The organism is Microbacterium sp. gxy059, assembly GCF_050958665.1.
Taxonomy (GTDB): Bacteria; Actinomycetota; Actinomycetes; order Actinomycetales; family Microbacteriaceae; genus Microbacterium.
Genome location: NZ_JAMXWT010000002.1, coordinates 220986 through 243418 on the forward strand (window position 1 = coordinate 220986; position 22433 = coordinate 243418).

The following is a 22433-nucleotide window of genomic DNA, read 5'->3' on the forward strand; positions in this document are numbered from 1 at the left end:
GGCGTCGTGGAACGCGGATCCGTCGTCGACGTCATCGCGAACGCCCACGTGGGAGGCGAGGGGCGCGAGCTGCTCAGCCACCCCGACGTCGCGGCCTGCGGGCTCTACGACATCTGGCTCGCGAACGGACGGATCGCCGACATCGCCCCCGCGGGGGCGATCCGCCGCGCCGGACGCGTTCTCGACGCCGACGGCGCCTGGGCGGTTCCGGGGCTCTGGGACCACCACGCGCATCTTCTGCAGGCGGCGCTGGCCGTCTCCCGGGCGTCGGTCGCGCACGCCGCGTCGCCCGCGGAGGCGGCCCGGTTCGCCGCCGCCCAGCCTCTGCAGGCGGACGGCCGGAGGCTCGTGATCCGCTGGGCAGACGCGCTCTGGTCGGAGCCCGCGTCGCTCGCCCTCCTCGACGAGATGTCCGGCGAGGAACCCGCCTACCTCATCGGCGCCGACGTGCATGCGGTGTGGATGAACTCGGCCGCCTTCCGCCGCGAGGGGCTCGTGCCCTCCGACGCCACCGGCGTGGTGCGCGAGGCGCCGGCCTTCGCCCTCATCGATCGCCTCGGCGACGTCGACGGGGCGATCGCCGACGGGGCGCTGCGGCAGCTCGCCGAGCGCTCGGCGGCACGCGGGGTCGTCGGCGTCTGGGACCTCGAGCTGGGGGAGAACCTCGGGCCGTGGACCCGTCGCGCCGAGGCGGGGTGGGACGGCCTCCGTGTGTTCACCGACGTGTACCCGGAGCACCTCGACGCGGCGATCGCGGCGGGGCTCGGGACGGGGGATCCGGTCGCGGGGAGCGAGCTCGTCCGCCTGGGCATGCTCAAGGTGTTCGGCGACGGGTCGCTGGGCACCCGGACGGCGGCGACGACAGACGACTACTCCGGGCTGCCCGGTCGGAGGGGCGCGCTCAGCACGTCGCCCGATGAGATGGCGGCCCTCGTCGAGCGGGCCGCATCGGCGGGGCTCGCGACGACGATCCACGCGATCGGGGACGTCGCGAACGCGGCGGCTCTCGACGCGTTCGCCCGGGCGGAGGTGCCGGGGCGCATCGAGCACGCGCAGCTCGTGCGCGCGGCCGACGTGCCGCGATTCGCCCGCCTGGACGTCGAGGCGAGCATGCAGCCGCGCCATCTCGTCGACGACCGCGATCTCACCGATCGCTTCTGGGGCGGTCAGACCGCCGTTCCCTACCCCCTCCGGGCGCTCCGCGACGTCGGCGCGAGCCTGCTGTTCGGATCCGACGCCCCGGTCTCCGACCTCGACCCGTGGACCCAGATCGCGGCGGCCGTGCACCGCACGGGCGACGAGCGCGATCCGTGGCGCCCCGAGCAGGCGCTCGACGTCCGCACGGCGCTCGCGGCGTCGACGCTCGGCGGCTCCGGCGACCCGCAGCAGGTGCTGCCGGGGGCGCCGGCGGACCTCGCGCTCGTCGCGGCGGATCCGCTCGCCGCTCCCCGCGCGGTGCTCGAGGCGATGCCCGTGCACGCGACGATGATCGCGGGGCGGCTCACCCACCTCGGCTGAGCCCGCGCACGCGAGAGGCCCCGGGCGACGCCCGGGGCCTCTCGTCTTCGTGCGGCTCAGATCACGCGGAGATGTGCGCGACGAGGAACCAGCGGTCCTTCTCGAGACCGGCCTTGATGCCGATCGCGACGTCCTGGCTCGTGAGGTCGATCTCGTCGAGGCCCTCGATCGCCGCGTCGAGGTCGGCGATGACGGCGTCGATGTCGGAGACGATCCCGGCGATCACGTCGTCCGAGGGGGCGAAGCCGGCCGGGGCGCCCGTGGCGGGGACCTTCTCGGCGACCTTCTCGATGCGGGCGTCGATCGGCAGACCCAGGGCGACGATGCGCTCTGCGGCCTCGTCGGCCCAGCCGCCCGCGTGCTCGACGAGCGTGTCGAGGAACTCGTGGACGCCGATGAAGTTGGCGCCGCGCACGTGCCAGTGCGCCTGCTTGCCGTTGACGGTGAGCGCCTGGAGGCCCAGGACGACGGGGGAGAGGAACTGCGCGGAGCCGGCGGCGACGGTCGGGTCGGCGGCGGTTGCGGCGACGGTGGACTTGCTCATGGAGGATCCCCTTCTCTCGGATGCAGGCGGATGTTCGCCTGCGATGACCTCAACGGTACTCGCTTCTCGCGGCGGCGCAACCAAGGATCGCCTACGCTGATTCAGCATTTGACCAGGGGAAAACAAGGCTCACCTCACTGAGGCGGGCCTTGCCTTCACGCGCCGTCATATGCTCGGGGCATGATGATCGATCCCTCCTCCACCGTGCGGGCGATCGGCGGACTCTCTCCCGCCGTCGCGGAGACCGCCTTCGTCGCCGCGGGCGCCCGGATCGTCGGCGACGTCTCCCTCGGCGAGCGGTCGAGCGTCTGGTACAACGCGGTGCTCCGCGGCGACGTGAACGGCATCCGGGTCGGCGCCGGCTCGAACCTGCAGGACGGCGTGGCCGTGCACGTGGACGCCGCCCACCCGTGCCGGATCGGCGCGGACGTCTCGATCGGCCACGGCGCGGTCGTGCACGGCTGCGAGATCGGAGACGGATCGCTCATCGGAATGGGCGCCGTCGTGCTGTCGGGGGCGGTCATCGGCGAGGAGACGCTCGTGGCGGCCGGCGCCGTGGTGCGGGAGGGGGAGCGGATCCCGCCCCGCTCGCTCGTCGCGGGCGTGCCGGCGAAGACGCGGAGACCCCTGACCGACGAGGAGATCGCGGGCCTGAGGGATAACGCGTCGCGGTACGTCGGATACCGCGAGGAGCATGCGGCCGCCCTGCCGTGACGCGCCCGAGCGACGCGCCGACGCGAGCGCGGCGCCGGATCCGCTACACTCGAGGGGTTGCCTGCGGGCGACGCGGGGATGTAGCTCAATGGTAGAGCCCCAGTCTTCCAAACTGGTTGTGCGGGTTCGATTCCCGTCATCCCCTCCGAATCCGAGAAGGGCTCCGCTCCGGCGGGGCCCTTTCTCCGTATTCGCGGAACGGCTCCCCGGATCCGGTCGGCTAGACTCGTCGAGGCCGTGTCGTGTTCCCGAGGGTCGCGGAATCCGCGGGGCGTAGCTCAGCTTGGTAGAGCGCCCGCTTTGGGAGCGGGAGGTCGCAGGTTCAAATCCTGTCGCCCCGACAACGGCCCACCCCAGACCTCAGCCCGCGGGCGATCCCGTCGGGTCCGCAACAAGGAAGAAGCGAACCAGCATGGTGAACAGCACCGTCGAGAAGCTCAGCCCCACGCGGGTCAAGCTGCACATCACGGTCACCCCGGAGGAGCTCAAGCCGAGCATCGACCACGCCTACGAGCACATCGCTCAGGACGTGCAGATCCCCGGCTTCCGCAAGGGCAAGGTTCCCGCTCCGATCATCGACCAGCGCGTCGGCCGCGGCGTCGTCATCGAGCACGCCGTCAACGAGGGCCTCGACGGGTTCTTCCGCGCCGCGGTCGTCGAGCACGAGATCCAGATGCTCGGCCGTCCCCAGGCCGACATCACGCAGTGGCCGGAGGAGAAGGACTTCTCGGGCGACCTGATCGTCGACATCGAGGTGGACGTCGCGCCGGAGTTCGAGGTCCCCGAGCTCGAGGGCCTGAAGGTCACGGTCGACGCGCTCGAGGTCGACGACGCCGCGATCGACGAGGAGCTCGACGCCCTGCGCGCGCGCTTCGGCACGCTCGTGCCCGTCGACCGTCCCGCGGCGAAGGGCGACTTCGTCGAGCTCGACCTCGTCGCCACCATCGGCGACGACGAGATCGACCGCGCCGAGGGCGTGTCGTACGAGGTCGGCTCGGGCCAGCTGCTCGAGGGCACCGACGAGGCGATCGACTCGCTCACCGCGGGCGAGGAGACGACCTTCCGCTCGACGCTGGTCGGCGGCGAGCGCGCGGGCGAGGAGGCCGAGGTCGCGGTGACCGTCAAGGCCGTCAAGGAGCGCGAGCTCCCCGAGGTCGACGACGACTTCGCCCAGATGGCGAGCGAGCACGACACCGTCGCCGAGCTGCGCGAGTCGCTCGCGGAGACCGCGAAGTCGCGCCGCTCCTTCGAGCAGGGCCAGGCGGCGCGCGACGCGCTCGTCGAGCAGCTGCTCGAGGCCGTCGACCTTCCCGTGCCGGAGAGCGTCATCGAGGACGAGGTGCACCGTCACCTCGAGCAGGAGAACCGCCTCGAGGACGACGAGCACCGCGCCGAGGTCACCGAGGCGAGCGAGAAGCAGTTCCGCACGCAGATCCTCTTCGACCGCATCGCGCGCGACCTCGACATCCAGGTGTCGCAGGACGAGTTCACGCAGTACCTCATCCAGGCCTCCGGGCAGTACGGGATGAGCCCGCAGGACTTCATCCAGGCGCTCCAGCAGGGCGGCCAGCTGCAGGCCGTCATGGGCGACGTGGCGCGCAACAAGGCCATCGCGGTGGTCCTCGGCAAGGCCGAGGTCGTCGACTCGAACGGCGAGAAGGTCGACCTGTCGGGCTTCGTCGCGACGGACGACGACGAGCAGGGCGACGAGGCCGGCGAGGCCGAGCAGAACGCCTGATCCTCCTCTCGCGGCGGGGGGGGGGGGGGGGGGGGGGGGGGGGGGCGGGCCCCGCCCCCCCCCCCCCCCCCCCCGCGGGGAGGGTCATCGGACGAAGAACGAGGACGGAACGCCGTAGCGCAGCGTCTCTCGGGCGAGCTGCGCCTCGGTCTCGCGACGGAGGGTGGCGAGCTCTCGGGGATCCGGGCGGTCCGGCGCCTGGCTCGCGACGGGCTGCTGTTCGGGGCGGGTGCCCCAGACCAGCAGGGCGAGGCCGACGCGCATGGCGATGCGGTCGAGCAGCGACGTGCGCGGGGCGCGGTGCCGGAGGATCTCGTCGGGTCGTCGGGCGTCGCGGCGCGTGTCGGGCGTCGACGACGCAGAGGGAGGGCGGGTGGGAACGGTGGTGTTCACGGGCGTGCTCCTGAGAAGCGTGAGAGGTGTCGGCGGGCCAGAACGGCCGCGCCGGAGGGACGCGCGACGGCGCGTCCGAAAGGAGGGAGGAGAGCGAGCCGCGTGGGGCTCGCGACGCGGCCGACGAGCGGCGCGTCAGGCGGGTCGGGTCGCGCCGGACGTCAGAGGACGAACGCGACGATCGACCGACCGCGGGCGCAGAAGGACCGCGTGGGGACTGCTAGCAGCCGCCGCCGATGGCGAGGAGTCGCTGATCTCGCTGAGCGGGGACGGAAGTCCATGCGGTCGCGTGCACCGGATTGCCGTGTGCGATGTGCGTGATCGTGTTCATGGTCTTCCTCCTCTCGGACCTCAGCGGGCGATCCACCCGTCTCATCAGGGACGTCCCGAACGCTACGCGGCTCCGGGCGTGTCGTCAAGCGAGTTCTCAGGTTCGGCGTGTCGCGCGGCGTGTTCCGCAGGATCCCGCGGAAGTCGGCGAGCACGCGGAATAGGGTGTGTCGAGGATTTCCCGCGGACGAGACGGAGCTGAGGAGGCGTCGGCGCGTGCACCTGAAGAGCCTGACCCTCAAGGGGTTCAAGTCGTTCGCCCAGCCGACGACCTTCGTCCTGGAGCCGGGCGTGACGGCGATCGTCGGTCCCAACGGGTCCGGCAAGTCGAACGTGGTCGACGCCCTCGCCTGGGTCATGGGGGAGCAGGGCGCGAAGAGCCTGCGCGGCGGGAAGATGGAGGACGTCATCTTCGCCGGAACCGCGACGCGCGGACCGCTCGGTCGCGCCGAGGTGCAGCTGACGATCGACAACTCCGACGGAGCGCTGCCGATCGAGTACAGCGAGGTCTCGATCCGGCGCACCCTCTTCCGCAGCGGGCAGAGCGAGTACGCGATCAACGGCGAGGTCTGCCGCCTCCTCGACGTGCAGGAGCTGCTGAGCGACTCGGGGCTCGGGCGGGAGATGCACGTCATCGTCGGCCAGGGGCGGCTCGACACCGTGCTCCGCGCGACGCCCGAAGAGCGCCGCGGATTCATCGAGGAGGCCGCGGGCATCCTCAAGCACCGTCGTCGCAAGGAGAAGACGGTGCGCAAGCTCGAGGCGATGGAGCAGAACCTCGCGCGGCTGAGCGACCTCGCCGGGGAGCTCCGCCGCCAGCTCAAGCCCCTCGGGCGGCAGGCGGAGATCGCCCGCCGCGCCCAGACGGTGCAGGCGGTCGTGCGCGATGCGCGGGCGCGCCTCCTCGCCGACGACGTCGTGCAGCTGCGGGAGGCGCTCGCGGATCACGTCCGCACCGAGCGCGAGAAGCACACGGAGCGCATCGCGCTCGAGGAGCAGGCGACGATGGCCCGCGCTCGCATCGCGGAGCTCGAACGCGAGCGCACCGCCCGCGAGGTCGACGACGCGCGTCAGGTGGTCTTCGGGCTGGAGCAGGTGCAGGATCGGCTGCGCGGCCTGTTCGCCCTCGCCGGCCAGAAGCTGGCGATGCTCGGGTCCGACGACGACCAGGGGGCGCCCGTCACGGTGTCGCAGCAGGCCATCGACGCCGCGCACGAGGAGGTCACCCGCCTGACCGACGGCGTCGGCGACGCCGAGGACGCGGTGCAGGCGGCCGCCCGCGCTCTCGCGGCGGCCCGCGCCGAGCTCGACGAGCTGGACACCCGGATCGCGGAGCAGAGCGCGCTCGTGTCGGAGCACGACATGCGGCTGAACACCCTGCGCGGCGCCGCCGAGGCGGCCGAGCAGACGCTCGACGCGGTGCGCCAGGGGGTCGTCCGCCAGCAGGCCGCGCTCGACGCCGCCCGCGAGCGCCGTCGCGAGGCCGAGGAGGCGTACGACGCGCTCGAGACGGGGGAGGCCTCCGACGCCGCCGCGGACCTGCAGGCGGCCTACGAGCGCGCGCAGGGCGAGGCCTCCGCGGCGGAGCGCGCCCTCGAGGAGACGCGAGCGGCGCACCGCGAGGCCGAGCGCGAGGCCGACGCGCTCGCCGCGAAGGTCTCCGCGCTGGGCTCCGCGCTTGACGTGCAGAGCGCGGCGGCCGACATCATCGCGGAAGGCGGCGACGGCGTGCGCGGCCTCGTGAGCGAGGCAGTGCAGGTGACGGCCGGCTTCGAGCGCGCGGTCGAGACCGTGCTCGGCCCGCTCGCCGAGGGCGTGCTCGTCGACGACGCCGCCGCGGCCTATCGGGTCGCCGCCGCCTCGGCGGACCGGGGCGCGGTGGATCTCGTGATCGCCGAGGGGCGCGACGCCGACCCGGCGCCGACCGCGGCCGGCGCGACCCGGGCGATCGACGTCGTGCGCGCACCCGCAGGCGTCCGGGGAGTGCTCGCCCGCGTGCTCGTCGTCGACGACCTCGCCGCCGCGCGGACCGTGCTCGACTCCCTCGCGCCGGCGGACGCCGCGCTGGCCACGGTCGTGACCCGCGACGGCGAGGTCGCCACCGAGCGCACCGTCCGCGCGGGATCCGGCGACGGCCGTTCGCGTCTCGCCCTCCAGGCGGAGCGCGATGACGCCGCCGAGCGCCTGACGGCCGTTCGCGCCGACGTCGAGCGGCTGAACGAGGACCGCGCGACGGCCGGCGAGCGGCTGCAGGGCGCGCGCGCCGCGCAGAAGACCGCGCTCGCCGAGCTGCGCGCCCACGACGCGCAGCTCGCTCAGCAGGCGGAGCACGTGAACCGGGTGACGGTGCGCCGGGAGGCCGCCGTCGCGGAGTGCGAGCGCCTCGAAGCGGATCTCGGACGGGCGCAGGCGGCCGTGGGCGACTCCGAGGAGCGCCGCCGGCGGGCGCTCGCCGAGCTGCGGGCGGCGGAGGAGCTGCCTCGGCCGGTGCTCGACGTCTCGGCGCGCGACGGGCTCTCCGAGGCCGTCGAACGGGCTCGGGAGGAGGAGATGACCGCGCGGCTCGCGGTCGAGACCCTCCGGGAGCGGGTGCGCACCGCCCAGGCGCACGCCGCGGGCCTCGAACGTCAGCGCGCCCGCGAGCAGGAGGCCGCCGAGCGCGCGGCTCGCCGCGCCGTGATCCGCCGCCGTCAGCGGGAGGCGGCGCAGGCCGTCGTCGACGATCTGCCGGCCGTGCTCGATTCCGTCGCATGCGGCGTGGAGGAGGCGCGGAGCGCGCTGGGGGAGGCGGAGCGCGCCCGCAGCCGCGTCTCGGGAGAGCTCCGGGAGCTGCGCGAGCGCGAGGCGCGTCTCCGCGAGCGCCTCGCGGGGCTGACCGAGAGCGTGCACGGGATCGAGCTGCAGATCCACGAGAAGCGGCTCCATCTCGGGAGCCTCCTCGAGCGCGTCCAGTCCGAGCTCGGGCTCGACGAGGAGGTGCTCGTCGCCGAATACGGGCCCGATCAGCCGGTGCCGCTCGACGCGGTCCTGTCCGATCAGCGCGGGTCCGACTCCGAGGGGGAGAGCGACGCGGACGACGACGAGACCGCGGAGACGACCCCGTACGACCGCGCCGAGCAGGAGAGGCGCCTGCGGCAGGCCGAGCGCGCGCTCACGCAGCTCGGCCGCGTCAACCCCCTCGCCCTCGAGGAGTTCGCGGCCCTCGAGCAGCGGCACGCCTTCCTCGTCGAGCAGCTCGACGACCTCGTGCGCACGCGGAAGGACCTCGAGACGATCATCGCCGACCTCGACGAGCGGATGCAGACGATCTTCGCGGAGGCGTTCGCCGACACGCAGCGCGCGTTCGACGAGATGTTCCCGATCCTGTTCCCCGGCGGCAGCGGATCCATCTCGCTCACGGATCCCGACGACATGCTCGCCACGGGCATCGAGGTCGCGGTGCGCCCCGCGGGCAAGAAGATCGAGCGGCTGTCGCTGCTGTCCGGAGGCGAGCGCTCTCTCGCGGCCGTCGCGCTCCTGACCGCGATCTTCACCGCACGACCCAGCCCCTTCTACATCCTGGACGAGGTCGAGGCCGCGCTCGACGACGCGAACCTCGGCCGCCTCCTCGGGGTGTTCGAGAAGCTGCGCGAGAACAGCCAGCTCCTCGTGATCACCCACCAGAAGCGCACGATGGAGATCGCCGACGCCCTCTACGGCGTCTCGATGCGACAGGACGGCGTCTCGGCGGTCGTGGGGCAGAGGATCCGCGAGACGGCGTAGGTGCCGCGGGCACGGTGCGTGTCTCGCTTTCGGTGGGTATGGGATCCGCATTCCCGCCCCACGTGAGACATGGCCAGTGGGGTGGCGGCGCGGCGCAGGTGCGTGTCTCGCTTTCGGCGGGTGTGGGGCGCTCTTTGCCCCTGTTCGTGAGACACGGTTCGTGGTCCACCGGATCCGTGTCTCACCTTCGGTGGGTATGGGATCCGCATTCCCGCCCCAAGCGAGACATGGTGATCATTCCCGGACGCGCATATGGGGATCCGCGACCTAGGCTGGAGCGCATGGCGACGAGCGAGCACGGCACCTCCGTACACGGATCGGCCGCAGCGGCGTTCGACGCCATCTCGCCCCGGCTGCGCCGTCGCCCCGATGTCGAGGCGCACGACCTCGTCGCCGCCGACGCGAGCGACCGGCTCGCGCTCGTCGAGGCTGAGCGAGTCGCCGGGCCGATCCGCGAGGCGACCGTGATCGGGGACCGCTACGGGGCGATCGCGCTGTCGATCCTCGCGGCCGACGAGACCGCCTGCGTGCGGGTGCACCAGGATCCGATCACCGGCGAGCAGGCGCTGCGGCGCAACGCGGCCGAGCTCGGCATCTCGCTCGACGGGCGCCTGACGCACCATCCGCTCGACGCAGGGCTCGCCGACGGCGCCGGCCTCGTGATCCTCCAGCTGCCGCGCGGCCTCGACGCGCTCGACGAGATCGCCCAGACCGTCGCGGCGTCCGCCGCAGAGGACGCGCGTCTGGTCGCCGTGGGGCGCGTGAAGCACATGACCCTGGCGATGAACGACGTGCTGGCCCGCCGCTTCCGGGAGGTGCGCGCGAGCCGCGGCGTCGGGAAGTCGCGCGCGCTCCACGCGACGGGGGCGGTCCGCGGGCCCGTGACCTGGCCGCGGGAGGAGCGCCACGACGACGTCGGCCTCGTCATCCGCGCGCACGGCGCGGCGTTCGCCGGCACCTCGCTCGATCTCGGCGCGCGGCTCATGATCGGGACGATCCCGCAGATGCCGGATGCGGAATACGCGATCGACCTCGGCTGCGGCACGGGAGCGCTCGGCGTCTCCTACGCGCTCGCCCGCCACGGATCCCGGGTGAGGGCGAGCGATCGCTCGGCGGCGGCCGTGCTCTCGGCGCGCGCGACGGCCGAGGCGAACGGCGTCTCGGACCGCGTGGAGGTCGAACGCCGCGACGCGCTCTCCGCGCAGCCGGACGCGTCCGCCGACCTCGTGCTGCTCAACCCGCCCTTCCACTCCGGCTCCGCCGTCACGACCGCGATCGCGCCGCGCCTGTTCGCCGACGCGGCGCGCGTGCTGCGGCCAGGCGGCGAGCTGTGGACCGTGTGGAACAGCCACCTGCGCTACCGGCCCCAGCTGGAGCGGATCGTCGGGCCCACGCGGCAGGTCGCGCGCGATCGCACGTTCACCGTCACCGCCTCGGCGCGCCGGTAGGCTGGGAGCATGGCGGAGAAGTGGTCCCTCGGTCGCGCGCTGCGCGGCATGTTCGTGAAGCCGACGATCGATGAGAGCACCTGGGACGACCTGGAGACGGCGCTCATCACGGCCGACTTCGGCCCGGACATCACCGAGGCGATCGTCGACGACCTGCGCGAGAAGGTCGAGAGGTTCCGCACGACCGACCCCCGCGACCTCAAGCGGATGCTCGTGGAGAGCCTGGAGGACCGGTTCGCGAAGTTCGACACGACCCTGAAGCTCACCGAGCGTCCCGCCGTGGTGCTCGTCGTCGGCGTCAACGGCGTGGGGAAGACCACCACGATCGGCAAGTTCGCGAACTTCCTGCGCCGCTACGGGCGCTCGATCGTCGTCGGCGCCGCCGACACGTTCCGCGCGGCGGCGGTGGATCAGCTGGCGACCTGGGCGGAGCGCGGCGGCGCGGCCATCGTGCGGCCCGAGCGCGAGGGACAGGATCCGGCGTCCGTCGCCTATCAGACGATCGAGTACGCCCAGCGCACGGGCACGGAGATCGTCCTCGTCGACACCGCGGGGCGCCTGCACACCAAGGGCGGGCTCATGGACGAGCTCACCAAGGTGCGCCGCGTCATCGAGAAGCGCGCCCCCATCAGCGAGGTGCTGCTCGTGCTCGACGCGACCACGGGGCAGAACGGCGTGCAGCAGGCCGAGGTCTTCCTCGAGCACGCCGGCGTCACGGGCCTCGTCATCACGAAGCTCGACGGATCCGCGAAGGGCGGGTTCGTGCTCGCGGTGCAGGAGCGCACGGGGATCCCCGTGAAGCTGCTCGGCCAGGGCGAGGGCATCGGCGATCTCACCGGCTTCACGCCCGCGGCCTTCGCCGCCCAGCTCGTCGGCTGACCCCCGCGCCCCGCGTCGCGCGACGTGGTTGAGTAGTCGTATGGCGATCGAACACGACTTCTTCGGCCTCCTCGAGACCCGGCCCGACGGATCCATCTCCTGGGCCGAGGACATCGACCTCGGTGACATGCGCGTCGAGGTCGAGCTGTCGGCGCCCGACGAGGACGACGTGACCCTCGACGCCCTCGATGCCGGCGCGTCGTTCGTGAACGGGCTCGAGGAGCTCGACAGCCGGGCGCGCAACGCCATGCTCGGCGAGGTGGACAACCGCGCCAGCGATGCGGCCGAGTTCGTCGTGGCGATCGTCGAGAAGTACGGGGACGACCTCGAGGACCTCCTCATCGACGTGTCCGGAGACGCCCCGGTCGACGTGATCCGCACGCTGTCGCTGACGACCGTGCTGATCGTGGCCGAGGAGCACGGCACCTCCGAGCCGTTCGCGCTGTTCGAGTACGTGTTCGACCCCGAGGGCGACGTCGGCGCCGGCCTCGTCGTCGGCTTCGCGAGCGACGGCACCGTGATGTCGGTGCGCGGAGACTGACGAGCCGGATCAGAGCGCGGCGTGGGCCGCGATGAGCTCCTTCGTGAAAGGATGGGCGGGAGACGCCCACACGGCCTCGGTCGGCCCCTGCTCGACGGCGCGCCCGTCGCGCATGACGAGCACCCGGTCGCTCACCCGGCGCACGACCGCGAGGTCATGCGAGATGAACACGAGCGAGAGCCCCTCGTCGCGCTGCAGGGAAGCCAGCAGGTCAAGGATCCCCGCCTGCGTCGTCACGTCGAGCGCGGAGACCGGCTCGTCGCAGACGAGGACGTCTGGCTGGGCGGCGAGGGCGCGGGCGATCGCGACGCGCTGACGCTGCCCGCCGGAGAGAGAGGCGGGTCGGCGGTCGAGGAGCGACGGGGAGAGCCCGACGCGCGCGAGCAGGGCGTCCGGCTCCGGCGCCCGGGGGCCGCGCCGCGCGTCGCGCAGGATGCGCCCCACGACGTGCCGCGGATCGAACGAGCCGAAGGGGTCCTGCGGCACGAGGCGCACGCCCGCGTCGGGATCCCGGAGGATCTCGCCCCCGTCCGGCGCCTCCTGCCCGATGAGGAGGCGCGCCAGGGTCGACTTGCCCGACCCCGACTCGCCCACGATCCCGAGCGCCTCGCCCCGGCGCAGCTCGAGCGACACCTCGTCGACGGCGAGGGTCGGGGGCGCGCCCGCCTGCCCCCGGTAGCGGCGCACGGCGCGATCCGCACGGAGGATCGGCGGCGCATCGTCGACCGACGCGGGCACGGGCTTCGGCCCCGCCGGGATCGCCGCGACGAGCGCACGGGCCGCGGCGGAGCGGGGGCGGGTGAGCACCTCCGCCGTGGCTCCCTCCTCGACGATCCGCCCGCGGTCGAGCACGATCGCGCGCCCGGCGACGCGGCGCACCGCATCGAGATCGTGGGTGATGAGGAGGATCGACGCGCCCTCGTCGCGCAGACGGGCGAGGAGCTCGAGGATCCGCACGGCGGTCGTCGCGTCGAGCGCCGTCGTCGGCTCGTCGGCGATGACGAGGCGTGCATCCCCGACGATCGCCGACGCGATGAGCGCGCGCTGGCGCATGCCGCCTGAGAGCGCTCCTGAGCGCTGGGACATCCTCCGCTCGGGGTCGGGGAGGCCGGCGTGCGCGAGCGCCTCCTGCACGCGCCGACGCCGCTCGCCGCGGGGCACGCGCCGCACGGCGAGCGCCTCTCCGACCTCGTTCTCGATCGTGCGCAGCGGATCGAGCGACTGCAGGGCGTCCTGCAGCACGAAGCCGAGCGCATCGCCGCGCAGCCGGCGCCACGCCCTCTGGGGCGCGCGGCGGAGGTCGGCGCCGCAGGCGGCGAGACGCTCGGCGGAGACGCGCGCGAGGGGGTCCGCCTGCGTGAGGCCGATGAGGGTGCGGGCGAGGACCGACTTCCCCGCGCCGGACTCGCCCACGACGCCGACGGCCTCGCCGGGCGCGATCCGGAGCGACACGTCCTCGAGGACGCGGCCCGCGCGGCCGAGGTCGACGCGGAGCCCCGCGACGTCGAGCAGCGGCGTCATGCCGGGACCCCCTTCGACAGGCGACGGCCGAGGACCGTGAGCGCGGCGGCCGTGACGATGATCGCGACGCCGGGGAACACCGTCATCCACCACGCGTTCAGCAGGTAGACCCGCCCCGCGTTGAGCATCGAGCCCCACTCCGGCGAGGGCGGAGCCGCGCCGAGGCCGAGGAAGCTGAGGGCCGAGACCCACACGACGGCCTGTCCGATGCCGAGCGTGACCATCGCGGCCAGCGGCCAGAGGGTGTTCGGCACGATGTGGCGGACGAGGATCCGGGGCCGGGTGAGCCCCTCGTGGCGCGCGTACGCGACGTAGTCGCTGCGGAGCACGGAGCGCACCCGCGCGCGGATGACGCGCGCGTAGCCCGGTGCGGTCGCGATGCCGATCGCGAGGATCGAGCTGCGGGTGCCCGGGCCGATGATCGTCACGAACAGCAGGGCCAGCACGAGCGTGGGCAGCGCGTAGAGCACCTCGATCACCCGCGACAGCGCGGCGTCGACGAGGCGCGGGCCGACGCCGGCGGCGAAGCCGAGCACGAGCCCGCCCGCCATCCCGATCCCGGTGGCGGCGAGGCCGATCCCCGCGGACGCCCGCGCGCCGTGCACGATGCGGGTGAGGACGTCCCGACCGGACTCGTCCGCGCCGAGGGGGTGGCCGAGCGACGGGCCCCGGAAGCCGTCGGCGGGGGAGACCGCGAGCGGGTCTCCCGGAGCGAGGAGCCCCGGCCAGGCGATCGCGACGAGGAGCAGGGCGATGGCCGCGAGCGACAGGATCCCCGACGCGCCGAGCGAGCGCGCCGCGCGGGCGATCACGAGCCGACCCCCGCGGTCGGCGCGGACAGCGCCCCCGGACGCGGCCCGCGCAGGCGCGGATCGACGACGAGCTCGAGCGCGTCGGTCGCGATCACGACCGCGACGTAGAGCACCGCGACGACCGCGACGGCGCCGATGACGACCGGCACGTCGCGCTGCAGCGCCGCCTCCTGCAGGAGGCGCCCCAGACCGGGCCGGGCGAAGAGCACCTCGACGACGACCGCCCCGCTGAGCAGGCTCCCGAACGCCCAGCCCGACAGGGAGAGCGCGGGGAGCGCGGCGTGGCGGAGGGTGTGGCGGAGGAGCACCCGCGCCTCGCTCGCGCCGCGGGCCCTGGCCGTCACGGCGAACGGAGCGCGGTCGGCGTCGTCGAGCGCGTCCCGCGACACCTGGGAGAGGAAGCCGGCGATCGGGATGGCGAGCGTCACGACGGGCAGCACGAGGGCGGCCGGCTGCGATCCGGAGCTCGTGGCGGGCAGCCAGCCGAGCGTCGAGGCGAACAGGACGATGAGGACGGCGCCGAGCCAGAACTGCGGGGCGACGCTCGCGACGATCTCGAGGCCGCGCATCGCCGCGCCGACGACGGCGCCGACGCGGCCGCGGGAGACGGCCTGGACGAGGGCGCCCGCGACCGTGAGGATCCAGGCGAGCGCGAGGGCGAGGACCGCGAGCAGCAGCGTCGGCGGCAGGTGCGCCCCCAGGAGGTCGATGACCGGCTGACGGCGGGCGTACGAATCGCCCAGCTGCAGCGTGGCGATGTCGCGCAGCTGCACGAGATACTGCACGGCGAGCGGCCGGTCGAGGCCGTACTGCGCGATCGCGTGCTCGACGGCCTCCGGCCCCGCCTGGGAGCCGGGGCCGCCGAGGATCGCCTCGAGCGGGTCGCCCGAGAGGCGCAGGGCGAAGAACACGAGCGTCGCGACGACCCACACGACGAGCAGCGCCGAGCCGATCCGCGCGGCGATCCAGCGCGCGACCGCCGCGCCGCGCCTCGCGCCCGCCGACATCAGCCGTCGAGCTGCGCGTTCACGAAGGTCGGCGTCGAGATCGTGTGCAGCGTCGTCACGCCGGAGACGCCCTTCGTGAGGAAGTGGTTCTGCTGGTCGTACAGCGGCAGCACGGCGTGGGTGCCGAGGATGATCTCCTGCGCCTCCGTGTAGAGGGCGCGGCGCTCGTCCTCGTCTGTCGTCGCGAGGGCCGCCTCGAGCGCCTCGTCGAGCTCGGGGATCGTGAGCTGCGCGTTGTTCGCGAAGTACCCGGACGGCGCGGGGATCGTGCCGTCGGAGTGGTACAGGATCCGCAGGACGTCCGGTCCGACGGTCGTGTACGGGGCCGAGACCGCCTCGTAGTCGTGCGCGGCGAGCGCGCCGTACCAGCTCGAGAGGTCCATGGGCTCGAGCTGCACGTCGAAGCCGACCTCGAGGGCGTTCGCCTGGATCTGCTCGAAGAGCGACTGCTCGGCCGCCGTGGACTGGTTGGTGGACACGGGGAAGCGCACCGTGAGCGCCTCGCCGTCCTTCTGGCGGACCCCGTCGGCGTCGCGCTCGCTCCAGCCCGCCTCGTCGAGCAGCTCATTCGCGCGGTCGACGTCGGTCGCGAACAGCTCCTCGTCGGAGGAGCCGAAGGGCTCCACGCTCGAGAGCACCGAGAACGAGCGCTGGGCCGTGCCGACGAAGAGGGTCTCGATGCCCGGCGACGGGTCGGCGGACCGGACGAACGCCTCGCGCACCCGCTCGTCGTCGAACGGCGCCTGCGACGAGTTCAGCTCGATCCGGTTGGACGACGCGGGGCGCGGGGCGTCGATGTGCTCGATGCCCTGCCCCTCCGCCGCCGCGATGTCGCTCGGCAGCGGATTGTCGATGACGTGCACCTCGCCGGAGGCGAGTGCGGCCTGGCGCGTGGCGGCATCCGGGATGAAGCGCCACTCGATGCCCTCGAGGTGGGCCGGTCCGTCGTGGTCGGCCTCCGGCGCGGTCGCGACGTAGTCGTCGTTGCGCGTGAGCGTCACGCTCTCCTGCGGCGTCCAGCTCTCGACGACGAAGGGCCCGGTGCCGATCGGCGCCTGGCAGTTCTCCTCCTGGCCGCGCTCGATGCCCGCGGGCGACTGCATCGCGGCCCAGTGCTGGCTGAGCACCTCGAGGAGCGCGGACTTGGGCGTCGACAGGTGCAGGCGCACGTGCGCGTCGTCCACGACCTCCACGCTCTCGACCTGCTCGACGGCGAGGTAGCCGGTCGACGAGGCGGTCTCGGGGTCCTGGAGGTGCTCGATGTTGGCCTTGACCGCCTCCGCGTCGAACGGGGTGCCGTCGGTGAAGGAGATGCCCTCGCGGAGGGCGATGTCCCACGTGAGCCCGTCGTCGGACGCCTCGCCCGACTCGGCGAGCCACGGGGCGATCTCGCCCTCGGCGGTGCGGCCGAACAGCGGTTCGAGGTACTGCGTCGACAGCAGCGCCTGCGGATAGTTGCCGCCGACGTGGGGGTCGAGGCAGGTGGGCTCGGCGTCGCCGGTCGCGTAGACGAGCGTGCCGCCCTCGACGGGCTCGGCGGCGTCTCCGCCGTCTGAGGCGGGGGCGCAGCCGACCGCGAGAGCGGCGGTGGCGGCGAGGGCGATGATCGGCAGGGCGCGGCGGATGGTGCGCATGGCTCCTCGGAGGGGGAAGGGATGCTGTGGGCGGACTTTCCGGACCGTGTCCGGAAGTCCGCCCACCAGCCTATCCCGCTTCTCCGGGGGCCGGCCCGCTCAGACCGCCTGCGCGAACTCGGCGGGCGCGCTGTCGGCGATGTGCTGCAGGTGCGCCGGGATCTCGCGGCCCTTCTCGCGCATCGACTGCGCCCAGAGGCGCCCCGCGCGGTACGACGAGCGCACCAGGGGGCCGGCGAGCACTCCGAGGAAGCCGATCCGCTCGGCCTCCTCCTTCATCTCCACGAACTCGGCGGGCTTGACCCACCGCTGGACCGGCAGGTGGCGCGGGGAGGGCCGCAGGTACTGCGTGAGCGTGATGATGTCGCATCCCGCGTCGCGCAGATCCTGCAGCGTCTCGACGACCTCGTGCGGCTCCTCGCCCATGCCGAGGATGAGGTTCGACTTCGTGATGAGCCCGGCGTCGTGCCCCTGCGTGAGCACGCCGAGCGAGCGCTCGTAGGTGAAGGCGGGGCGGATCCGGCGGAAGACCCTCGGCACCGTCTCGACGTTGTGCGCGAAGACCTCGGGCCTGGCGTCGAAGATCTGCCCGAGGAACTCCGGCTTGCCGCTGTGGTCGTTCGCCAGCAGCTCGACGCCCGTGTTCGGGTTGCGGGCGTGGATCTGGCGCACCGTCTCGGCGTTGAGCCAGGCCCCCGTGTCCGGGAGGTCGTCGCGCGCGACGCTCGTGACGGTCGCGTACCGCAGCCCCATCCGGGAGACGGACTCCGCGACGCGCCGGGGCTCGTCGGTGTCGTAGTCCGCGGGCTTGCCCGTGTCGATCTGGCAGAAGTCGCAGCGCCTCGTGCACTGCGAGCCGCCGATGAGGAAGGTCGCCTCGCGGTCCTCCCAGCACTCGAAGATGTTGGGGCAGCCGGCCTCCTGGCACACCGTGTGCAGGTCCTCGGTCTTCACGAGGTTCTGCAGCTCGCGGTACTCGGGCCCCTGGCGCACGCGCGTCTTGATCCACTCGGGCTTCTTCTCGATGGGCGTCTGCGCGTTGCGCACCTCGAGGCGCAGCATCTTGCGGCCCTCGGGGGCGGCGGGGCTCACGCGGGGACCTCCTCGAAGATCTCGAGGAAAGCGCTCGCGACGGCGTCGCGCATCGCCGCGGGGGTGGTCTCCCCGCCGATCTCCCTGCTGATCGTCGTCACGCCGGCGTCGCGGATGCCGCACGGGACGATCTCGTCGAAGGGCGCCAGGGAGTTGGAGCAGTTGAGGGCGAAGCCGTGCATCGACGCGCCCTTCTCGACGCGCACGCCGATCGCGGCGATCTTCGCCGGGGCGAGGGGGCCGTCGACCCACACGCCGGTGCGCCCGGTCACCTGGTAGCCGGAGATCCCGAGCGGGCGGAGCACGTCGATGAGCATGCGCTCGAGGCGGCGCACATGCGGCACGACCTCGCGCTGACCGCCGAGGCGGACGATCGGGTAGCCGACGAGCTGACCCGGGCCGTGCCACGTGATGCGACCGCCGCGGTCGACCTCGATGACGGGGGTCGTCGACCGGGTCGGCCGGTCGGCGGGCTCCGTGCGCGAGCCGGCCGTGAAGACCGCCTCGTGCTCGAGCAGGATCAGCGTGTCGTCGCGGTCGCCCGCGACGACCTCGGAGTGGATGCGCCGCTGCAGCTCCCACCCCTCCGTGTACGGGACCAGGCTCGGGGCGAGCCCGGCATCGAGAATCTCCACGTCATGCTCCTCGGATCGAATTGCGGACCGTGTCCAACAATAGGGCAGAACCCGGGAGCGCCGGCGCACCGGCCTACGCTGGGGGGATGAGCACGAAGAGCCCCCGACCCGGTCGGCCGCGCGCCATCTCCCGGGAGATGCTCGCGGAGGCGGCCTGCGATCTCTTCCTCGAGCAGGGCTACGACGGCACGTCCGTCTCGGCGATCGCGCGGCGCGCCGGCATCGCGCGATCGAGCTTCTTCAACTACGCGGCCTCGAAGGCCGAGCTGCTGTGGGGGCCGCTGGACGACCGCATCGCGGCGGCGGGCGACGCGCTCGACGCCGGGGAGTCGGTGCGCGACGCGCTCCGCAGGATCGGGGAGGGAGCGGCGCCAGACGCGCTGGCCCTCGCGTTCGCGAACGCCGAGGCGATGCGCATCGAGGAGCATCTCGAGGCGGAGGCGGCCCTGCGCGCCTCCCGCGTGGCCCGCGTCGTCGCGCGCGGACTCCGGCGCGACGGCCGGGACGCGCTCGAGGCCGACGTGCACGCCGGCGCCTACGGCGCGGCGGTCGTCGCGGCCCTGCGCGCCTGGTCGGGAGCCGGCGCGGGGGCGACCTCGCTCGCCGCGCACGTCGACCGGGCGCTCGACATCGCCGCGACACGGTAAAATCTCGATCATCATGGCTACTTTCGGCAACCTCTCTGAGCGCCTCACCGAGACCTTCAAGAACCTCCGCACCAAGGGAAAGCTGTCGGCGGCCGACGTCGACGGCACCGTGCGCGAGATCCGGCGAGCGCTCCTCGACGCCGACGTCGCGCTCGAGGTCGTGAAGACGTTCACCGCGCGGGTGCGCGAACGCGCGCTCGGCGACGAGGTGAACCGGGCTCTCAACCCGGCCCAGCAGGTCGTGCAGATCGTGAACGAGGAGCTCGTCGCGATCCTCGGCGGCGAGCAGCGCAAGCTCATGTTCGCGAAGACCCCGCCGACGATCATCATGCTCGCCGGACTCCAGGGATCCGGAAAGACGACCTTCGCGGGGAAGCTCGCGAAGAAGCTCCAGAAGGAGGGGCACACGCCGCTCCTCGTGGCCGCCGACCTGCAGCGCCCGAACGCCGTGAACCAGCTGCAGGTCGTGGCCGAGCAGGCCGGCGCCGCGATCTTCGCCCCCGAGCCGGGCAACGGCGTGGGCGACCCCGTGAAGGTGTCGAAGGCGGGCGTCGAGCACGCGCGCCAGAAGCTCTACGACACGGTCATCATCGACACCGCCGGTCGGCTCGGCGTCGACGAGGAGCTCATGGACCAGGCGGCGAGGATCCGCCGCGCGACGAACCCCGACGAGGTGCTCTTCGTCATCGACTCGATGATCGGCCAGGACGCCGTCAACACGGCCAAGGCGTTCCTCGACGGCGTCGACTTCACCGGCGTGGTCCTCACGAAGCTCGACGGCGACGCCCGCGGCGGCGCGGCGCTGTCGGTCGCCTCGGTCACGCAGCGGCCGATCATCTTCGCCTCGGCCGGCGAGACCCTCGACGACCTCGAGGACTTCCACCCCGACCGCATGGCGAGCCGCATCCTCGACCTCGGCGACATCCTCACCCTCATCGAGCAGGCCCAGCAGGCGTTCGACGAGGAGGAGGCGAAGAAGGTCGCCGAGAAGCTCGCGAAGGAGGCCTTCACCCTCGACGACTTCCTCGAGCAGATGCAGCAGCTCAAGAAGATGGGGTCGATGAAGAAGATGCTCGGCATGCTGCCGGGCATGAACGGCCAGATGAAGCAGCAGCTGCAGGACTTCGACGAGGGGGAGATCACGCGCACCGAGGCGATCATCCGCTCGATGACGCCCTCGGAGCGCGCCAACACGAAGATCCTCAACGGGTCGCGCCGCGCTCGCATCGCGCGCGGCTCCGGCATGACCGTCACCGACGTCAACCAGCTCGTGAACCGCTTCGAGCAGGCGGCGAAGATGATGAAGAAGGTCGCGCGCGGCGAGCAGGCGGGCATCCCCGGGATGGGCATGATCCCCGGCGCGAAGCCGGGCGCGTCCTCCAAGCGGGGCAAGAAGGGCAAGAAGAAGCCCGTCGCCCGCTCGGGCAACCCCGCCAAGCGGGCCGCGGAGCAGGCCGCCCCGGCGCCCCAGGCGCAGGCCGGATCGGGCTTCGGGCTCGGAGCGGGCGCTCCGGAGGGCGACGCCCCCGACATGGCGGAGATCCAGAAGCTCTTCGGCAAGCGCTGACGCGTGGCGGTCTGGGAGATCGCGCTCGCGATCCTCGCCGTCCTCCTCGGCTCGACTCTGCAGCGCGCGACGGGGATGGGCTTCGCGCTCTTCTCCGCCCCGTTCATCGTCCTCCTCCTCGGCCCGATGAGCGGCGTCGCGCTCCTGAACCTCTGCGCGCCCCTCGCGAGCCTGGTGATCCTCGCGCGGGTGCGGCGCGACGTCGACTGGCGCCGCATGCTCGTCATGACCGTCGCGGCCGCCGTCGGCACGGCGCCCGCCCTGCTCGTGGTGCTCGCGGTGCCGGGGCCCGTCCTCGAGATCGGCATCGGCGGCCTGATCGTGGTCGCCCTGACGGCGACCCTGCTCATGCGGGCGGGAGAGGCGCGGCAGCGCACCTCGACGCTCGGGCTCGCCGGCTTCGCGAGCGGGTTCATGAACACGGCGGCCGGCATCGGCGGGCCGCCCATGAGCATCTACGCCATCGCCACCGGCTGGGAGCAGCGGTCGTTCGCGGCGACGCTGCAGCCCTTCTTCGTCGTGACGAGCCTCCTCGCGCTCGCGACGAAGGCGGGCACCGCGCCCGACGCCCTCGGCGCGATCCCGTGGACCCTCTGGATCGGCGTCGTGGCGGGCACCGGGGCGGGGCTCGTGCTCGGCGAGCGGGTGGCGCGTGCGGCGAGCCCTGGCACCCTGCAGCGCCTGCTGATCAGCGTGGCCTACCTCGGCGGCGCGCTCACGCTGGCCCGCGGGATCTGGACCCTGTCGTGAGGGGGAGAGCAGAGGTCGGCGCCTCGGGACCCGGCGACCCGCACGCGCCGGATCGCGCGCCGCGCGTGCGCCCCTGGACGTATCCGGGGACGCGTCCGGATCGCTCCGTCCTCATCGCGCAGGACGTCGTCGCGGAGCTCGTGGGCGCATCGGGAGCGATCGACGGGACCGGCCGGGATCGCGTCGAGGACCTGCGGGTGGCCGGTCTCCCGGGGAGCGAGGGCGAGGCCGTTCGGCTGAGCGCCGAGCTCGCGCGGCGGGGCGGCGCCCCGCTCGCCGATCGCGTGCCGGTGCTCGCGATCGGCTCGAACGCCGCGCCGGCTCAGCTGCGCCACAAGTTCGCCGACGGGCCCGCTCTCGCGATCCCGTCGATCCGGGCGCGGGCGCAGGGGATCTCCGTCGGCTTCTGCGCGTTCCTCGCCCCGCTGGGCTACGTGCCCGCGACGGCGACGCCCTCGCCCGGCGCGCGGACCCGCATCGCGCTCCAGCTGGTCGACGACGCGCAGCTCGACGCGATCGACCGCACAGAGGCCCCGCGCTACCGACGCGTGCTTCTCGAGACGCCCCTCCTGCTCGACACGGGGGAGACCATCCGGAGCGCCTACGCCTACGCGGCGCTCGGGGGCGTCATCGGCGAGTCGCGCGGCATCTGGATGATGCGGCAGCCGGGGGAGGAGGATCCGGAGGGGGACGCCGAACGGCGGATCAGGGACCAGGCCGATCTCCGCGCGCGGCTGGCCGCTCGGGGCGTCGCGCTCTCAGGGGACATCGACGTCGATCGCCCCGCGCTCGACGCCGCGGGCCTCATCCGGCCGAACCCCCTCGCGGATCTGCCTGACGCCATCGGCCGGGCGCCCCTCCGCTGGCGCGACGTCGTCCGCGACCGGCCATGAGCGACGAC

At 73.3% G+C, this 22433-nt stretch carries 19 protein-coding genes and 2 tRNA genes; 13 read left to right on the plus strand and 8 right to left on the minus strand.

Translation table 11 applies throughout. The features are described from left to right. Positions 1-6: 6 nt before the first annotated feature. Positions 7-1518, plus strand: a complete 1512-nt coding sequence (locus NHL53_RS02635) for an amidohydrolase (RefSeq protein WP_433774870.1) — start codon at positions 7-9, stop codon at positions 1516-1518. A 61-nt stretch (positions 1519-1579) separates the two neighbouring features. On the opposite strand, the gene NHL53_RS02640 is transcribed toward NHL53_RS02635, so the two are convergent. Further along, positions 1580-2062, minus strand: coding sequence for a Dps family protein (locus NHL53_RS02640; RefSeq protein ID WP_433774872.1), 483 nt, complete (start codon positions 2060-2062; stop codon positions 1580-1582). 180 nt (positions 2063-2242) lie between these two features. Here NHL53_RS02640 and NHL53_RS02645 point away from each other — a divergent pair, with 180 nt between their 5' ends. The 4 genes from NHL53_RS02645 to tig all read left to right on the plus strand — a co-directional run bounded on the left by NHL53_RS02645 (position 2243) and on the right by tig (position 4514). Further along, positions 2243-2776, plus strand: coding sequence for a gamma carbonic anhydrase family protein (locus tag NHL53_RS02645; protein WP_433774874.1), 534 nt, complete (start codon positions 2243-2245; stop codon positions 2774-2776). 74 nt (positions 2777-2850) lie between these two features. Continuing rightward, positions 2851-2921: transfer RNA gene (locus NHL53_RS02650), tRNA-Gly, on the plus strand. A 122-nt stretch (positions 2922-3043) separates the two neighbouring features. Next, positions 3044-3117 (plus strand) — tRNA-Pro (locus NHL53_RS02655). Between the two features lie 71 nt (positions 3118-3188). After that, a complete protein-coding gene (tig, locus tag NHL53_RS02660; RefSeq protein ID WP_433774876.1) occupies positions 3189-4514 on the plus strand; it encodes a trigger factor in 1326 nt (441 codons plus the stop codon). Between the two features lie 84 nt (positions 4515-4598). Here tig and NHL53_RS02665 read toward each other — a convergent pair whose 3' ends face one another. Then, positions 4599-4907 carry a hypothetical protein gene (locus NHL53_RS02665; protein ID WP_433774878.1) on the minus strand — a complete coding sequence of 103 codons (309 nt, stop codon included), beginning with the start codon at positions 4905-4907 and terminating at the stop codon, positions 4599-4601. Between the two features lie 546 nt (positions 4908-5453). Between NHL53_RS02665 and smc the strand changes: the two genes are divergently transcribed. From smc to NHL53_RS02685, 4 genes are all read left to right on the plus strand, one after another. Next, complete coding sequence (gene smc, locus NHL53_RS02670) at positions 5454-8999, plus strand: chromosome segregation protein SMC (protein WP_433774880.1); 3546 nt, start codon at positions 5454-5456, stop codon at positions 8997-8999. Positions 9000-9280: 281 nt separating this feature from the next. Further along, a complete protein-coding gene (locus NHL53_RS02675; protein WP_433774882.1) occupies positions 9281-10447 on the plus strand; it encodes a class I SAM-dependent methyltransferase in 1167 nt (388 codons plus the stop codon). 9 nt (positions 10448-10456) lie between these two features. Continuing rightward, positions 10457-11326, plus strand: coding sequence for a signal recognition particle-docking protein FtsY (gene ftsY, locus NHL53_RS02680; protein WP_433774884.1), 870 nt, complete (start codon positions 10457-10459; stop codon positions 11324-11326). A 40-nt stretch (positions 11327-11366) separates the two neighbouring features. Further along, positions 11367-11867 (plus strand): DUF2004 domain-containing protein, encoded by a 501-nt coding sequence (locus tag NHL53_RS02685; RefSeq protein WP_433774886.1) that lies wholly within the window; start codon positions 11367-11369, stop codon positions 11865-11867. 9 nt (positions 11868-11876) lie between these two features. On the opposite strand, the gene NHL53_RS02690 is transcribed toward NHL53_RS02685, so the two are convergent. From NHL53_RS02690 to lipB, 6 genes are all read right to left on the minus strand, one after another. Next, positions 11877-13388 (minus strand): ATP-binding cassette domain-containing protein, encoded by a 1512-nt coding sequence (locus NHL53_RS02690; protein ID WP_433774888.1) that lies wholly within the window; start codon positions 13386-13388, stop codon positions 11877-11879. Continuing rightward, entirely contained in the window at positions 13385-14200 is an 816-nt protein-coding gene (locus NHL53_RS02695) for an ABC transporter permease (RefSeq protein ID WP_433774891.1), read from the minus strand. The genes NHL53_RS02690 and NHL53_RS02695 overlap by 4 nt, the downstream gene beginning before the upstream one ends. Further along, positions 14197-15207 carry an ABC transporter permease gene (locus NHL53_RS02700; protein WP_433774893.1) on the minus strand — a complete coding sequence of 337 codons (1011 nt, stop codon included), beginning with the start codon at positions 15205-15207 and terminating at the stop codon, positions 14197-14199. The genes NHL53_RS02695 and NHL53_RS02700 overlap by 4 nt, the downstream gene beginning before the upstream one ends. Continuing rightward, positions 15207-16841, minus strand: a complete 1635-nt coding sequence (locus NHL53_RS02705; protein WP_433774895.1) for an ABC transporter substrate-binding protein — start codon at positions 16839-16841, stop codon at positions 15207-15209. The genes NHL53_RS02700 and NHL53_RS02705 overlap by 1 nt, the downstream gene beginning before the upstream one ends. Positions 16842-16940: 99 nt before the next feature. After that, positions 16941-17903, minus strand: coding sequence for a lipoyl synthase (gene lipA / locus NHL53_RS02710; RefSeq protein WP_433774981.1), 963 nt, complete (start codon positions 17901-17903; stop codon positions 16941-16943). A gap of 26 nt (positions 17904-17929) precedes the next feature. Beyond that, positions 17930-18589, minus strand: coding sequence for a lipoyl(octanoyl) transferase LipB (lipB, locus tag NHL53_RS02715; RefSeq protein WP_433774983.1), 660 nt, complete (start codon positions 18587-18589; stop codon positions 17930-17932). Between the two features lie 65 nt (positions 18590-18654). On the opposite strand from lipB, the gene NHL53_RS02720 reads away from it, so the two are divergent. The 4 genes from NHL53_RS02720 to NHL53_RS02735 all read left to right on the plus strand — a co-directional run bounded on the left by NHL53_RS02720 (position 18655) and on the right by NHL53_RS02735 (position 22425). Further along, the gene (locus NHL53_RS02720) at positions 18655-19215 is read left to right on the plus strand and encodes a TetR/AcrR family transcriptional regulator (protein ID WP_433774897.1); all 561 of its coding nucleotides are present in this window, start codon (positions 18655-18657) and stop codon (positions 19213-19215) included. 13 nt (positions 19216-19228) lie between these two features. After that, on the plus strand, positions 19229-20782 hold the full coding sequence (gene ffh / locus NHL53_RS02725) for a signal recognition particle protein (protein ID WP_433774899.1): 1554 nt from the start codon (positions 19229-19231) through the stop codon (positions 20780-20782). Between the two features lie 3 nt (positions 20783-20785). Beyond that, entirely contained in the window at positions 20786-21532 is a 747-nt protein-coding gene (locus NHL53_RS02730; protein ID WP_433774901.1) for a TSUP family transporter, read from the plus strand. 65 nt (positions 21533-21597) lie between these two features. After that, positions 21598-22425, plus strand: coding sequence for a hypothetical protein (locus NHL53_RS02735; RefSeq protein WP_433774903.1), 828 nt, complete (start codon positions 21598-21600; stop codon positions 22423-22425). The last annotated feature ends 8 nt before the right edge of the window (positions 22426-22433 follow it).

Excerpts from the sequence above, each read along its gene's own strand:
- ftsY (WP_433774884.1), top strand. The coding sequence starts at position 10,457 with ATGGCGGAGAAGTGGTCCCTCGGTCGCGCGCTGCGCGGCATGTTCGTG.
- lipA (WP_433774981.1), bottom strand. The coding sequence starts at position 17,903 with ATGCTGCGCCTCGAGGTGCGCAACGCGCAGACGCCCATCGAGAAGAAG.
- tig (WP_433774876.1), top strand. The coding sequence starts at position 3,189 with ATGGTGAACAGCACCGTCGAGAAGCTCAGCCCCACGCGGGTCAAGCTG.
- NHL53_RS02720 (WP_433774897.1), top strand. The coding sequence starts at position 18,655 with ATGAGCACGAAGAGCCCCCGACCCGGTCGGCCGCGCGCCATCTCCCGG.
- NHL53_RS02700 (WP_433774893.1), bottom strand. The coding sequence starts at position 15,207 with ATGTCGGCGGGCGCGAGGCGCGGCGCGGCGGTCGCGCGCTGGATCGCC.
- NHL53_RS02675 (WP_433774882.1), top strand. The coding sequence starts at position 9,281 with ATGGCGACGAGCGAGCACGGCACCTCCGTACACGGATCGGCCGCAGCG.
- NHL53_RS02645 (WP_433774874.1), top strand. The coding sequence starts at position 2,243 with ATGATGATCGATCCCTCCTCCACCGTGCGGGCGATCGGCGGACTCTCT.
- ffh (WP_433774899.1), top strand. The coding sequence starts at position 19,229 with ATGGCTACTTTCGGCAACCTCTCTGAGCGCCTCACCGAGACCTTCAAG.
- NHL53_RS02685 (WP_433774886.1), top strand. The coding sequence starts at position 11,367 with ATGGCGATCGAACACGACTTCTTCGGCCTCCTCGAGACCCGGCCCGAC.
- NHL53_RS02705 (WP_433774895.1), bottom strand. The coding sequence starts at position 16,841 with ATGCGCACCATCCGCCGCGCCCTGCCGATCATCGCCCTCGCCGCCACC.
- NHL53_RS02640 (WP_433774872.1), bottom strand. The coding sequence starts at position 2,062 with ATGAGCAAGTCCACCGTCGCCGCAACCGCCGCCGACCCGACCGTCGCC.
- NHL53_RS02690 (WP_433774888.1), bottom strand. The coding sequence starts at position 13,388 with ATGACGCCGCTGCTCGACGTCGCGGGGCTCCGCGTCGACCTCGGCCGC.